Origin of the sequence: Paenarthrobacter sp. A20 (genome assembly GCF_024168825.1) — a bacterium.
In the GTDB taxonomy this organism is placed as follows: domain Bacteria; phylum Actinomycetota; class Actinomycetes; order Actinomycetales; family Micrococcaceae; genus Arthrobacter.
Genome location: NZ_JALJWH010000001.1, coordinates 247,176 through 260,409, shown reverse-complemented (window position 1 = coordinate 260,409; position 13,234 = coordinate 247,176). Strand labels below are relative to the sequence as shown.

The following is a 13,234-nucleotide window of genomic DNA, read 5'->3' as shown; positions in this document are numbered from 1 at the left end:
TGGTGCCTTTTCATGAAGTGGCTCCCACCAGCGTTTGCCCGGGCCTGCGGACGTTGTACTTGACCGCACCCGGGGGAGTTCCGTCGGTGAAGCCCTCCACCGTGTCCAGGCAGACCGCCTTGCCGCCAATCGAGATGAACGTCGAATAACCCCTGGTCACAGGCAAGGTCTTGTTGCACGGCTTGATGTTGATACCGATATGCGGGCACATGCTGATGTCCCTGCCCTGGGGATCACTGTCCACTAGAATGGGGGAATCCTTGACCCGGACCCACTCCTGGGACGGCACGTTCTCCACCTTGCCGTCGTGCCCGCAGCGCAGGATGGCTTCCTTGACGAGGATCCTCATACCTAGGCCTCCTCGAAGTCGACGGATTTGGCGCGGATCTTCATGGCCTTGCCCGGGGCCTCGAGCACCAGGTCCGTGGCCGCCGTGATCCTGAGTTTGTCCGGTCCCAGCTCTACGGAGGAGCCGTGACCGTCCGTGAAGCTGATGGTGTGGGCACCGCCGTCGAGCATGATCTGTTGACCGTCCGCGCTGCGGAAGGTGTAACGGCTCTCCCTCTCGGTGCCGATCCGGCTGTCCGGCGGCTGCTCGCTGCCATAGAGGCCGCCAAGGATGATGGCCTGAGCAGGATCTGTGGCGGGGAGGAGGACCAGGACGTTGTCCCCGGGAGCCGGCGGGACAACGAGTCCCTTGCCCGGACCTGCTCCCGCGGTCAGCACAGGGGCCCAGTTGCTTTCGAGGTCGGGATAGGCGGGGAGCCTGACCCGGGCACGGCCCCGTGACTCGGGATCATCCACATCCACGATGGTCCCCAGGGTAAAAACGTCCGGGCGACGTTCCGGTACGGAACCCGGGGGCCGGGTGGTCAGGGTGGTTTCGTAGCCGGTTCCGTCCAAGCGGTGCGAGGCGCTCGCGATCAGGTACGTTCCCTCAATGCTCGGCGCCACTCCCTTGATCCTTACCCGGCCGCCTGCCCTCAGCCGTGGGTTGCCTTCGGCGACAAAGACGGCCGTGACCTGGCCTGCGGTCTTGGTGTCCAGCTCGGCCTTGGCCAGAGCGTCGGCGAGCGCCCCTGAGTCGAGGACTTCGTTGTCCCGCCTGAGGTCGCCGCCCGCCCCTACACTTGCCAGCGCCGGATCGGCCGTGACCTGGGCTTTGGCGTCGCTGCTTGTGGTGTCGGCTTGGTGGATGGAAGCGTCGTCGCTGCGCCACCCGTTGGTCCTGGCTCCTGCATAGGCCGGCTCTTGGCTGAGTTCGATGTCGGCGGAATGAAGCGTGGCACCGAGGGTCAGCTCCAAAGGTTCGCCTTCGCCGTCGAGTCCTGTGAGCCTGAGGGCACCGTCGTGCACCACGGGGTAGGCGCCCACGCGGGCGCTTTGTTCCACGAGGAGGCTGAGGTCCGTCCGCGCGCACTGGTAGACCTGGCCGAGCCGATCACCGCCGCCCACCACGTCCAGGCCGGTGCCTTCGCAGAGTTTCCTTGCTAATCCTGCGAGATCCACGTCGTCGTGGAGCCGGGTGAATTGGCGCTTCCTCAGGCGATGCAGTGCGTCGTAGGCCCTGATCCGGATTTCCTGGCCGAGGTCTGCGCCGTAGCTGTACTCCACGACTGTCACCTCGCCCACGAAAAGCGGTGTCCGCTGGCCGCCGAGCTCTACCCTGAGGGCATCTCCCGGTGCCGGATCCACGCCTCCCCTGGCCGCGGCCGTCCGGCCGGGGCCGGGACGCCAACTGATGAGGCACTGGGCCGGGCGTGCGAGTGAGCTGAGCACCTGGACGGAAACTATCGCGGCGGTTTCGGCAGTGCTGAGCCTGCGCCGGCCGAGGGTGACGATGAGTTCGGGGAGGCCTTGCAGTTGCCTCATGGTGTATCACCCATGGGCGGAACGGCGAGTGGGCCGGTGAAATGTGCGGGATCGTCAATGTTGTTGTACTCCAGGAGCAGCTTCCAGAGCAGGGGCGTGCCGAACGCTTCCACGGACAGTCGCCCCAGCTCAGCCGGGGGTACCTCGGGAAGCAGTTCGCCGCCGTCGGGCATTAAGGCATCCCGGTCCGTGCTGCCGTCACCGGTGACGGGGAGCGTGTCCACGGGAGGCGCTGTCAGGTCGACGGCGGGAAGGCGCCGGGCGAGTTCGTAGTTCTCGCCGCCTTCCTCATCAGCTGCCTGCCCCACCCTGACGAAGACCATGCGCATCCAGGACCTGAGGGGTGATCCGTCGGGTGCGAACCGGTCGAAACGCTCCGCCACCTCCGTCACGATGCCCGGCACGTTCCAGGCGCGGCCCCACACAAACCGGACCGACGGCGGCCTGCGCTGCCTTTCGACTTCGGCGCTGTTCTCCGCGAGCGCCCAAATGGGGCGGGTCATCTGCCGAACGTCCTGGACATGCAGCGACGCCGGCGCGAGGTCGACGTCAAACAACAGATCCAGCCGCAGCTCCGTGTGTCCGCCACCGGTGAAGAGCAGGGGGTCGTCCGCCAACCCGCTGCCGCTCAGTTTGCCGCCCGCACTCCTTCGTGCCTCGACACCGGCCGACCGCTGCATCACCACGGTTTCAGGGTTGAGCAGGCAGCCAAGGTGTTCCCCGGTGTCCTCGATCAGGAAAGCGACACGTTCCATCTCAGACCGCCAAGTGTTCGTCGTGGAGGCGTGCCTGGCGGGACATCGCGTTTTCCAGGGGTGTCAGTGGGGCGGGCTGGGTGTTCGTAGTGGTGTGGGCGGGGCGTGGGGTGAGCTCGGGCCACGTGCCGTTGACGGGCGGCGCGGGCGTGTGAACCCCGACGGCGCTTGGGTGTCCTTGGGGTTGGGCTTGGGGGATCGGGCGGGGTTCGTAGTGTCGGGGTTCGTTGCGTTGCGGGGTGTGTTGTGGGGCGTGCTCTGCGCGTTGGGGTTCGTAGTGTCGGGGGGTGTATTGCGGGGCCTGCTCTGCGCGCTTGGGTGCGCTCGAGTCACGCATATCGGGCCCCGCAACGGGTGGTGCCTCGCCCGGGGTACGTTGCGGGGCCTGTTCTGCAGGGTTTGGTGGTGTGGATGCGTGTAGAGCGGGCCTCGCAACGTTGGGGGGTGGTGCAACGGGAACGGGAACGGGTCCCGGCCGAACCGGGCGGAGCCTCAGCGCGGGTATGTGTTGTGGGGCCTGTTCTTCGCCTTCACGGGGAGCCGAAGGGTGCACGCCGGGCCTCCCAATGGGAGGGGTGCGTTGTGGGGCCTGTTCTGCAGGGTTTGGTGGTGTGGACGGGTGTAGAGCGGGCCTCGCAACGTTGGGGGGTGGGCTGGCAGGGGACCCATGTCGAAAAGGGCGGAGCCGTAACACGGGCATTTGTTGTGGGGCCTGCTCTGCGCGGTCTTGGGGAGCCAAAGGGCGCATACCGGGCCTCGCAACGGGTGGGGTGCGTTGTGGGGCCTGTTCTGCAGGGTTTGGTGGTGTGAATGCGTGTAGAGCGGGCCTCGCAACGGGTGGGGAATCGCGGCGAGGAACTTGTGGGGCCCGCTGTGCTCGCCTGAAACGGGTCCAAGGGCGTAGAGCGGGCCTCGCAACGGGCGGGGCCAGCCCGGCGTCGCGGAGTAACTGGACCCAATGCTCGGGTGCGCCATCCAGCTCAAACCCTCGCACCGGCGTCGTCCCTTCCGGCGAAACAGGCCCCACAGATTCAAAAGACTCACGCGGCCCACCATCCAGCCACCCCGCCACGCCCCGCAACCGTCGCGCTGCCGCCCGGCGCCAGGAAAACGCAGGCTCAGGCGACGGGAGCGCGGGCATCGTCGAGCTCCAGGCGGTCGTACGCGATGCTGAGGGATTCGATGGCGAGGTCCTTGCCCAGGGCGTCAAGGGGCGCGCCGAACCAGTCGCACGGCCAGGCGCCCAGGAGGTTCCAGCGCCGTACTTCCACGGATCCGGCGTCGTTGAGCATTGCGACGGACACGTTACGCCGCTCCACTTTTCCGTCCACTGCCTTGAAGAGCCATTGGAGCATTTCGGTGGAATCGGTGAGCCCGTACTTGAGGGTCACTGGCGTGTACTCCACCTGGCCGGGGATGACTCGGACGGTGCTGTTCTCGCCGCCGGAGCGGTAGAGGATGCGGTCGATCTTCAGTCCGAGGCCCTCCACTTTGGTGAAATGCCCTTGGACGACGCCTTGGATGACGAGCTTGAAGTTGTAGGCCCGATACGGGTCCACCACGTTTCCGGGCTGGGCGGCAGGTGTTGGGGTTGTCATGTCAGGCTCCTGCGCTCTCTGTCTCGCTGGTGTTGTCCGCCGACTGCATGAGCTTGAAGATCACGAATTCGGCCGGTTTCACGGGCGCGATCCCGATCAGCGTGACCACTTGCCCAGCGTCGCGGACCTCGGGCGGGTTGGTTTCCTCGTCGCATTTCACGAAGAACGCTTGTTGAGGAGTAGTCCCGAGCAACGCTCCATCCCGCCAGACATTCGTCAGGAACGCGCCGATGTCGCGGCGGATCGACTTCCACAAGGTGTGGTCGTTGGGCTCGAACACCACCCAGCGCGTCCCGTCCGCCACGGATTCCTTGATCATGTTGGTCAGCCTCCGCACGTTCACATATCTGTATTCGCTGGCCTCAGGTGCCTTGGTCCGTGCGCCCCAGATCCGGATGCCCTCACCGGGGAAGTAGCGGATGCAGTTCACCCCCGCAGGGTTCAGGACCTCCTGCTCGCCGCGGCTCACCCGCCGCACCAGATCGATGGCGCCCTGGATGGGCTCGTTGGCAGGTGCCTTGTGGACGCCGCGGGTCGCGTCAACGCGCGCCCACACACCAGCGATATGGCCCGACGGCGGTTGGGTCACCTTCTTGCCCGACACGGGATCGATCATCACGATCCACGGGTAGTACAGGGCCGTGTAGCCGCCGGGGGATTGCGGGGCGCCGAGGTCCTGCTGCTCACCGGCCTCCGCTGTGGGGCCGGCAGAGGCGGACGCAGCGGGTCGCGTTGAGTCGGGCCAGTCAGGTGCATCGGAGGCTACCGAAGAGGAGGACGACGACGGCGGGTTGCCGCCGGCGTCGTCCGTCTCCTCCGTTGAGTCCCCGGCTCCTTCAGGGTCGTCATCCGAGTCCGCGTCCGCCGTCGTGTCTTCAGCCGAGTCCGCAGCCCGGGCACCTTCTGGAACGCCCGATGTCGCCGCCCGTGTGAGCGCGCCGACGTCGTCCACCTTTTCCACCGTGTCCAGGATGGCCATGCGGTCCTGGCGTAGCGGATGCTCAACGTGTGCCTGGAGGGCGGCGTAGGCTTCGGCGGTGGCGAAGCCAGGAGCGGCCACCATGGAGATGTCGTCCACCGCTTCGAAGAGCGTCAGTCCGGTAGGCTTTGCGGCGGTTCCTGTGAGGCTGCCGTCCTCGCCAATGTTCACCACATAGCAACGGCTTCCTCCGTTGGAGAAGAAGCCGTACACAGCGTTCGAAAGCGGTGTGCCCGCTGTCGCGTTGCCGACGTATTGGTCCACGAACTGGGTCCAGTTGTCCAGGACCCGGAGCTCGTCGACCAGGGCGTCCCGGTTGGGAGCGAGGCCCACGAACCCGGCGATGCTGGTGTTGACCTGCCCAATCGCGCGTGCGCCACTGGGAACTTCCTGTACATAAACGCCTGGCGCCTGATAGTTCGCCATGGTGCGCTCCCTCTTACTTTATGGACGGTTCACGTCCACCGGATGATGACCGGCAGGCTGCTGGTGCTGGCCGAGACTTCCCGTTCGGTGCCGAGGACAGCCACGGCAAAGTGCTGGAGTTCATCCGTCGAGGCCAGGACCTCAAAGTGGCCGGTGGCATCGCTGACCACGGCCGTGGCGGAGGAATGGGCGTGGATGTAGGCGTCGGGGATGCCTTTGTTGTGGGCGTCCACGAGGCGTCCGTGGATTCGGCGGGCAACGCCTGTCTTGGCGATGAGCGACTCCAGGACGGGAGGCCCGGAGGGTTCTTCGAAGCGGAGGGCAACAGGGATACGGACAAGGAAGCCCAGTCCTTGTCGGATGGCGCCGGAGTATTCCTCGGGACGGAATTCCCCGGTGGACACCACTGAATACTGGCTGTGGTGCTCTACTGCCAGCAGGAGCTTTTCCATGGTGTCGAGTTGTTCCGGACCATGGCATTCGACCGCAACCCGGAGTTCCAAGTCCAGGACCGGGCCGTCGCGGCGTGACCTTCCCACGCGGTTCAAGGTGATGGCGTGGACGGTCACGGGGGTGTCCGGAGGGGGAACATCTGCATCGGGGGAGCCGTCGTCGAACCGCACGCGTTGGGGAGAGATGGCGTCGGAAAGTACACCCAGAAGGTCGGTCAACGACGAACGCACATAGCCCACGGCAGAACCCAGAACTCGAAAGGTGACCACTAATGCAACTGGGACTAGGGTACTCCCGCTGTTGCGCGTAGTCACTGGGGTTTCAGGGGTAATTCCATTCGATTGATGGTGGACCCTAGGTGCCTCACCCGCCCATTGCCTCAGAAAGTCCACAAAAGCACTCGGCTAAGACGGTATTCATCGAGACGACTTTCCAAGACAAGAACCATGCCGAAAGGATGCGGTAGTCCGCTGGCACCTTCGACTCGGGGCGGGCGTCTTGAAAACCTGTACTTTTCCAAGACGACCAGTAAACCGGTGCCATGTCGATTACCGACTTCGCTTCACACACTCTTGGGGCAGGTTTGATGGAGGAGCGAACACATCTAGCCTGTGGTCATGTCATATGACCTTGCTGTGTACCTGCCCGAAGCCCTGGACGCAGAAGTCCTTGCCGCTCTCGTGGACGCTTCACCAGGTTTGCAGTTGGAAGAAATCGTCGACGGAAGCGCTGACGGCCCGCAGAACCGGCACATCCTGCGCGGCAAGAAAGCCGCGTACTGCTTCACCCTGGAAGGCCCGTACCTGGTCGAGCCCGAAGACGTTCCGTATGAGGTCACAGCCGCCGTCCTCGGCGCGGGCGTCATGTACAGCATCCTGGTTGAAGGCTCCGATCCGGGATCCATCCCGCACGCTGTCCGATTCACTAAACGCCTGGCCAAGGAAGCCAACGGAGCAGCGCAGGACCTCCAGACCGAAGAGGTCTGGCCCAAGACCAGCAATCGCGGGGCGGCAAAACCCGAACCGAGAACCATAGTCGACATGGTTGAAGTCCGCTGGTACCACCTCATAAATGAGGTTCGAGACAATTTCCCGCAGCGCTACCTCGATCTCGCGCGACAGTATTTACCGGAGGCAGTACCGAAGCGCTTCGGCAGCTATGAACCCCATCAGGGAAACCTGGCCCGTGACGGTGACCAGGCATTTGTCCGCGCCTTCGCTGAAAATGAGAGAGTATCCACAACCGGGACCTTCCCTGTTACCGGCGCTTACTTCAGCGGCGTCTACGGCGGCAACTGGAACCAGGACCGCCCCATCCGCCAAGGCGACGTGCAAGCTGTGTCACTCACTATCCATCGCGACGTCCTCGAGGACCCGCAGTGGCGGGACGGATTCCAGCGGTTCTTTGTTGCTGTGGCCGCAGAGCTTCGCAGCTTCTACGCAACGGCCGAAGTCGACCCGGGACGCTGGGAATGGACAGGGCGTACGCTTTGGTCACTTCCCTCGCCCCTCACTCTCTACTATCAAAAAACAGCTTGGGGCCGCTGGAAGGGCCTCACCGCTCATCCGACGTGGATGGCCTGGTTCTCCCCGCTGTACACCGATCTTGTCCGACCCCACCTGCAAGGAGCCGTTCAGGAATATCCCGAAGGGCTGTTGCACCACGTAGGGGATGGGCCCTTGGATCGCGAACAAATCATGGAACGTTGGCCGGAAGCCTCCCAGTGGGTACCGGTTGAGCTGACCGCCGTTCCGAACCCCAACGAAGAAGACCGGTTCGCTGAGACCATGCCCGAACGGCTCACCCGGATGCTCGTGCCGCCGCCGAAGCCGGACTGGACATAGAAACATACAGAAAAATCTTGTCCAGCAGAATCCGTCACTTGCGGCCCGCCCACCATACTAACCAGAGGACCTCATTTGTCTTATGACCCGACGCTCTACTGTCCTGGTTCCCCCACCGTTGATCAAGTGCGGGTGCTCGTGGGAAATACCCGTGGACTGCATGCCGATCCGGAGAATTCCGATGGCACCGGTGTAGTGGTGCTTCGAGGTGTGAAGCGTGGCTACAGCTTCACCGTCGATGGCCCGTTCTCCATCGAAACCGAGGACGTCCCGGAGGAAACCATCGCGGTCCTACCTGAGGCCACGACGATGTTCCAGGTCCTGGTGGAGGGAACCCCCAGGGGCAGAGATCCCACATGGGGTCCGCTTCGCACGGAAACTAGCCAAAGCCTGCCAAGGTCTCGTTATGGACGAGCAAACCTCGGAAGTATGGCCGCAACCCAAGACGGAAAAGGAACAACCACCACGGACGGAACCACAAAAGGAATATAAGGACGTCTGGATGAGCTGGTTTCTCCTCCAAGACGACCTCCCGGCAGACTATCTGGAGGGCTATCTCCGGATAGCCCGAGAGCTACTTCCCGAAGCTGTCCCCGTGCGTTTCGGCAAGTACGAACCCCTTCAATTCAGGTTCGATTCGAGCGGCGAAAAAGGCTTCATCGACGAGTACTACAACGACGAATCCAATGGCTGGGACATCTACTACAAGAACCCGCCACCGGTTCGGTACGGCAGCATCGAAGCCGCGGAGCGTGCCTGGGGTATCCCGTTCACCCGAATCACCCTAGTCGTGGACGGCCATGCTCTTGCCGAGAGTGCGCTCAGGAGCGCACTGCGCCGGTACTTCCTTGCGGTGACCACCGAGCTCGGCGCGGTCTATGCATCTGCCGAAATGGTTCGCGGGCAAGACATGCAGCGGCGTCCGTTCTTTCGGCTTCCACCTGATCAGTGGGTAGGATTCCCGCCCTACCCACTCTGGTGGGTTTGGGCCGGCCCCCGGCTCGTACCCGAGATTGGGCAATTTCTTGGGCCCGAGGCTTCCGAACACGCCGGTGGCCTTTTTCGCGCTTTCAGCGACCAACCCCTCGACCGCTGTGAGCTCGCCGAAAAGCTCGGAGCTCAGAACCTACCGTGGGTCCCTGCCGAATACTCCGCAACCTACTCCGACCAACAAATGGCGCCACTCGCTGTCGCGTCCGTGATCCCTGAAGTCCTCCGCAACCGCGAACCCCTCGACCTACCACCAGACACCTACAACCCACCGAGGAAACACTGAACTACGAGGCCCTAGAGGGCAGGCTTAACCGGCTGCAGAAATTCAGAAATCACACGCTCGGCTAAACCCTTGCGGACAGCGTACGCGACAGATAGCGCTGCAGAAACACCGCCATTTAGCGCTGAACTCCACAGGTGGGGGAGCGTCCCAGGGGGAGTGTCCCACTTCTAAGGAAGTGGAATAGCCGCATCGGCTTGTTTAGTGGTGTTACACCTAGGCACTGATTACCCAGGGCGCAGTTCATTGTGACTTTCGAGGCCTATCATTTCCCGCCACGTCGTCGGTTTCATGGTGGAGACCTGAACTGCTATTCGCCTAGGTTGTTCGGGGTGTTTACTGGCATTCGAGCCTCCCGGAGGCGGGGAGGCACGTTCTGGGCGAGCTCGGTGGGCTCTATGGTGTGGTCATTTTCGTAAACACCGCTGTATTCGTTTGGGATCCATGCGTGGGCCGGTCCTGGGAGCAGGCTGCTGAGTTGGCGGCGGTCCGACGGGCTTTCGGTCCAGGAATGGAAAATACCTTCGGGATACTCCTTTACGTGGCCCGTCAGGTAGGGTCGAATCATGTCTACATAAAGTGGCCCAAACCACATCCACCACTGTGGATGAGCTTTCAGGCCGACCCATTGGTAGCGGGCACTGGGCGAGGTGCACGTGGTTGACGAGTAACGAAATATGTCTGCGTAGAATCCGTTGGGCAGAACGGGTATTACTTCTGCGTGCGCATGGAAGGCGCCTATCTCTATCGCAAACTGGACGAAGAAGTCCTTTGTTCTGGCACGAAATTCCCCTGATTCAAGGGCACTGCGCTGGATGGTCATGCTCATCACGCGCACGTCACCCATCAAAGGGTCCGTTATGTACTTGAGCGACGCGCTTTTCACAGGCAGCGCTGTTTTGAGAACGAGCGTTGCTGCCGCGGAGCCTTCCCATTCTCGTTTGAGTCCGTCGATGCCGTCTCTAGCAAAGTCTCCTTGATAGGGATAGAAGGATCCAAAGCGTATGGGCAGTGCTTCGGGAATGTATTCCCGCGCAAGATTTACATAGATCTCTGGAAGATCTTCGGGCAATTCATCGGCGAGGCAGTACCAAGCGAACTCCACTACGTCGCCATGTTGGTGGGACGGGGAGACGTCGGTCGCCCCCATTCCGGATTTGGGCCACATTTCCTGCCGTTGTTCGTCGAACGCAACGCCGTGACATGCCTTGGCCAGCTTTTTGGCGAATCGGATTCCATGGGCAATCTCAGATTCGTCGTTTCCCTCTACGAGCACCTGAAAGAGCGTCGAAGCCGATGGGAGTGCGGCAGCAACCTCATCGGGGAGGTCCTCCCTGATGACGTTGAATGGGCCATCAACGGTGAAGCTGTAAGTGGCCTTCGCTCCGCGCTGCACAAGCACTCCGCTTGACGGTTCATCGAACAGGCCGGTTCCTTTGTTCCAACTCAGGCCGCGGGTGTTATCGATTAGTAACAACACCCGCTCCATCGATGGCGTGTCAGGGCAGTAAACGGAGAGGTCGTAGGACATACGTCTATTCTCTTCACATTCCGTAGCTCTATGGGGCAGGAGGGGGCGTGCCGTCCAAGGCGTAGGGGAGATCTTTGAACTCGATACTGGCGTTACGGATAGCGGCAGCTACCTCCGGGCTAGTCCGGGGATCAGAAAGCTTCGTCCCAATCGTGTTGTACCGAACGTGAATGACTACCTACGTTCCCGCTGGCTTAGTGGCATCGCCATGCTTGGAGTACGTCATGAAATCTCGGATCTGCGGTGTCATCCTGAACTCTTTAACGTTCTTGACTTCAACTACGTTTCCGGTGAGGACACCGTTCACTCGTTCCATGGAGTCCGGGAACCGCAATTTGCTCATTCCCGGGACCTTGACACCGGTCTTGCCCGTCGGCCTGATCCGTGCGATGGAAAATGCAAACTGCGGATCGGAAATGGAGAGCGGGTCAACGGCGCGCCCTCACTATGGGGCTACGTCAGCGTCAGGAAGTCTCCTGTTGATTGGCGCGGGAAGTTTGGACGCAGTTGACGTAGAGGTGGGTTATTCCGAATTACAGTCCTGCCTCAGTAAGTGGGACGACGTTCTCCGCGATTGCGAAGCCATCGTGGAAGCCTTCACGACCAAAGGTTCCTACGCCGCGTCCTAAGATATCGACTCCCAAGCTTTTTTCGAGGACTGCTGGCACCTGATGGGGGGACTGCTGGGGTTTACGGCAACATCGAGGCCTGTCTCAAGCCGTGCCAAAATAGGCCCCACTCGATCCTCTGCCCGATGACCGGCCGCGCCGCAGGGATCACCCGCCGAGCCAAGCACGTGCTGTTACCTACTTGGGTGAATCAGGCGAGCCCCGGCACGCCGTCGGTGATCGTGAAGGACTTCCTTGTGCTGACCGGTGCCCCCGGTGTGGTGACGTAGTCCAGCACACGGAAGTCCGCGGTCATGGCGTCCCTGGTGATGCGCGTGTTCACGTAGCCGCGGTTGTCGTTGTAGAACTTCAGGTGCGGGTTCCACGCCATGGTGGGGTCGGTGGTGGAGCCATTGCCGTCGCCGGTGGAGGTGATGGACGAGCACACCAGTTCCGAGCCGACCACCGCCCCCGCCGGGTCCTTGTAGTCCACTTTGAGGTCGGTGGCCCAGTGGCGGTGGACGTCGCCGGTAAGTACGACGGCGTTGCGCACCTTGGCGTCCACCCAGCCTTGGGTGATGCGGCGGCGGGAGGCGGCGTAACCGTCCCAGCCATCCATGGAGACGTCGTCGATCTCCGGCGCCTTGTCGCGGTCCCGTTCGGCGAAGAAGACCTGCTGGCCCAGGATGTCCCAGCGCTGAGTGGAGTTCTTGAAGCCGTCCAGCAGCCACTTCTCCTGCTCGGCGCCGGTGATGGTGCGGTTTTCGGCCAGGCGCTCGGCGACGTTCTTCCGCCAGCCGTCACCTGCCAGCTGGTCGTCCCGGTACTGGCGGGTGTCCATCATGTGGAAGTTGGCCAGCTGGCCCCATTGGATGGTGCGGTAGATCTTCATGTCGAACCCGGCAGGGACCGAGGACGCTCGCAGGGGCATGTTCTCGTAGTACGCCTGGAATGCTGCCGATCGACGCTGACGGAAATGCTCCGTGGTGTCATTGAGTTGGCCGGGATCGCTGTTCTCGGGGATGTCATCGGCCCAGTTGTTGTCCACCTCGTGGTCGTCCCACACCACCAGCCACGGCGCGATGGCATGCGCAGCCTGCAGATCGGCGTCGGCCTTGTACTGTGCGTGCCGCTGTCGGTAGCCCGCGAGGCTGACGGTCTCCGGTCCCTCATGATCGCGGGGGTTGCCGCCGCCGATCACGTAACTGTCCTTCTTGTATTCGTAGAGGTAGTCGCCCAAGTGCAGCACCAGGTCCGGGTGGTCCTCGGCCAGGCGTTTGTACGCAGTGAAGTAGCCGTGCTCGTACTGGGCGCAGCTGGCGAATGCCATGGCCAGCGCGGCGGGCGTCTCGCCGGGCGCTGGGCTTGTCAGCGTGCGGCCAATTTCGCTCACGTGCCGTCCGGTGCGGAAACGGTAGAAGTACTCCCGGCCCGGCCGGAGGCCCTTCAGTTCGACGTGCACCGAGTGGGCGGTTTCGATCCTGGCATGTTCGACGCCGCGGGCTACTACCCGGCGCATCGCGGGGTCTTCTGCGACCTCCCACGCGACGGCGACGTTGCGGGAAGGCATGCTGCCCAAGCCGTCTTCGGCCACGGGATTCACCGCCAGGCGCGTCCAGATCACGAAGCCGTCGGGCCACGGTTCGCCCGACGCGATGCCAAGCGTGAACGGATCGGTGCGGAGACCGGCGTCGTCCGCTGTTGAAACCGCGACGGCGGTCTGCGGCAACGCGGCGACGAGTCCAGCCCCGAGCCCGGCTGAGATGAGGGACCTGCGGGAGATGTTTTCCATACGTCCGACCCTAGGAAGCCCGGGTTGACTGGACTCAAGAATGGCATGAATGAGTGGTTAATTGTGTGACAAAAGCTGTTATCCCGGGCTGAGCCGGTGCCGG

12 protein-coding genes are annotated in these 13,234 nt (G+C 62.8%); 2 read left to right on the top strand and 10 right to left on the bottom strand.

Features of this window, described 5'->3' with window-relative positions:
- Nucleotides 1–10: 10 nt before the first annotated feature.
- The 7 genes from J3D46_RS01230 to J3D46_RS01200 all read right to left on the bottom strand — a co-directional run bounded on the left by J3D46_RS01230 (nucleotide 11) and on the right by J3D46_RS01200 (nucleotide 6,352).
- Nucleotides 11–349 carry a hypothetical protein gene (locus tag J3D46_RS01230; protein WP_231338564.1) on the bottom strand — a complete coding sequence of 113 codons (339 nt, stop codon included), beginning with the start codon at nucleotides 347–349 and terminating at the stop codon, nucleotides 11–13.
- Between the two features lie 2 nt (nucleotides 350–351).
- Entirely contained in the window at nucleotides 352–1,872 is a 1,521-nt protein-coding gene (locus J3D46_RS01225; RefSeq protein WP_231338565.1) for a phage baseplate assembly protein V, read from the bottom strand.
- Nucleotides 1,869–2,627, bottom strand: a complete 759-nt coding sequence (locus J3D46_RS01220) for a hypothetical protein (RefSeq protein WP_231338566.1) — start codon at nucleotides 2,625–2,627, stop codon at nucleotides 1,869–1,871. Before J3D46_RS01220 ends, J3D46_RS01225 begins: the two co-directional genes overlap by 4 nt.
- 1 nt (nucleotide 2,628) lies before the next feature.
- Complete coding sequence (locus J3D46_RS01215; RefSeq protein ID WP_253464636.1) at nucleotides 2,629–2,964, bottom strand: hypothetical protein; 336 nt, start codon at nucleotides 2,962–2,964, stop codon at nucleotides 2,629–2,631.
- Between the two features lie 781 nt (nucleotides 2,965–3,745).
- Nucleotides 3,746–4,225, bottom strand: coding sequence for a phage tail protein (locus J3D46_RS01210; RefSeq protein ID WP_231338438.1), 480 nt, complete (start codon nucleotides 4,223–4,225; stop codon nucleotides 3,746–3,748).
- 1 nt (nucleotide 4,226) lies between these two features.
- Nucleotides 4,227–5,630, bottom strand: coding sequence for a phage tail sheath subtilisin-like domain-containing protein (locus J3D46_RS01205; RefSeq protein ID WP_231338437.1), 1,404 nt, complete (start codon nucleotides 5,628–5,630; stop codon nucleotides 4,227–4,229).
- Between the two features lie 29 nt (nucleotides 5,631–5,659).
- Complete coding sequence (locus J3D46_RS01200; RefSeq protein WP_231338436.1) at nucleotides 5,660–6,352, bottom strand: hypothetical protein; 693 nt, start codon at nucleotides 6,350–6,352, stop codon at nucleotides 5,660–5,662.
- A gap of 348 nt (nucleotides 6,353–6,700) precedes the next feature.
- Between J3D46_RS01200 and J3D46_RS01195 the strand changes: the two genes are divergently transcribed.
- Both J3D46_RS01195 and J3D46_RS01190 read left to right on the top strand, forming a co-directional pair.
- The gene (locus tag J3D46_RS01195; protein WP_231338435.1) at nucleotides 6,701–7,927 is read left to right on the top strand and encodes a hypothetical protein; all 1,227 of its coding nucleotides are present in this window, start codon (nucleotides 6,701–6,703) and stop codon (nucleotides 7,925–7,927) included.
- A gap of 502 nt (nucleotides 7,928–8,429) precedes the next feature.
- On the top strand, nucleotides 8,430–9,203 hold the full coding sequence (locus J3D46_RS01190; RefSeq protein WP_231338433.1) for a hypothetical protein: 774 nt from the start codon (nucleotides 8,430–8,432) through the stop codon (nucleotides 9,201–9,203).
- A gap of 307 nt (nucleotides 9,204–9,510) precedes the next feature.
- Here the strand turns inward: J3D46_RS01190 and J3D46_RS01185 are convergent, their stop codons facing one another.
- From J3D46_RS01185 to J3D46_RS01175, 3 genes are all read right to left on the bottom strand, one after another.
- The gene (locus tag J3D46_RS01185; protein WP_231338432.1) at nucleotides 9,511–10,731 is read right to left on the bottom strand and encodes a hypothetical protein; all 1,221 of its coding nucleotides are present in this window, start codon (nucleotides 10,729–10,731) and stop codon (nucleotides 9,511–9,513) included.
- A 178-nt stretch (nucleotides 10,732–10,909) separates the two neighbouring features.
- A complete protein-coding gene (locus J3D46_RS01180; protein WP_231338431.1) occupies nucleotides 10,910–11,074 on the bottom strand; it encodes a putative toxin in 165 nt (54 codons plus the stop codon).
- Nucleotides 11,075–11,550: 476 nt separating this feature from the next.
- The gene (locus tag J3D46_RS01175; RefSeq protein WP_231338430.1) at nucleotides 11,551–13,131 is read right to left on the bottom strand and encodes an alkaline phosphatase; all 1,581 of its coding nucleotides are present in this window, start codon (nucleotides 13,129–13,131) and stop codon (nucleotides 11,551–11,553) included.
- Nucleotides 13,132–13,234: the final 103 nt, after the last annotated feature.

Coding starts and splice junctions, on each gene's coding strand:
- J3D46_RS01180 (WP_231338431.1), bottom strand. CDS start 11,074: ATGAGCAAATTGCGGTTCCCGGACTCCATGGAACGAGTGAACGGTGTC.
- J3D46_RS01210 (WP_231338438.1), bottom strand. CDS start 4,225: ATGACAACCCCAACACCTGCCGCCCAGCCCGGAAACGTGGTGGACCCG.
- J3D46_RS01175 (WP_231338430.1), bottom strand. CDS start 13,131: ATGGAAAACATCTCCCGCAGGTCCCTCATCTCAGCCGGGCTCGGGGCT.
- J3D46_RS01215 (WP_253464636.1), bottom strand. CDS start 2,964: ATGCGTGACTCGAGCGCACCCAAGCGCGCAGAGCAGGCCCCGCAATAC.
- J3D46_RS01225 (WP_231338565.1), bottom strand. CDS start 1,872: ATGAGGCAACTGCAAGGCCTCCCCGAACTCATCGTCACCCTCGGCCGG.
- J3D46_RS01190 (WP_231338433.1), top strand. CDS start 8,430: ATGAGCTGGTTTCTCCTCCAAGACGACCTCCCGGCAGACTATCTGGAG.
- J3D46_RS01220 (WP_231338566.1), bottom strand. CDS start 2,627: ATGGAACGTGTCGCTTTCCTGATCGAGGACACCGGGGAACACCTTGGC.
- J3D46_RS01205 (WP_231338437.1), bottom strand. CDS start 5,630: ATGGCGAACTATCAGGCGCCAGGCGTTTATGTACAGGAAGTTCCCAGT.
- J3D46_RS01195 (WP_231338435.1), top strand. CDS start 6,701: ATGTCATATGACCTTGCTGTGTACCTGCCCGAAGCCCTGGACGCAGAA.
- J3D46_RS01230 (WP_231338564.1), bottom strand. CDS start 349: ATGAGGATCCTCGTCAAGGAAGCCATCCTGCGCTGCGGGCACGACGGC.
- J3D46_RS01185 (WP_231338432.1), bottom strand. CDS start 10,731: ATGTCCTACGACCTCTCCGTTTACTGCCCTGACACGCCATCGATGGAG.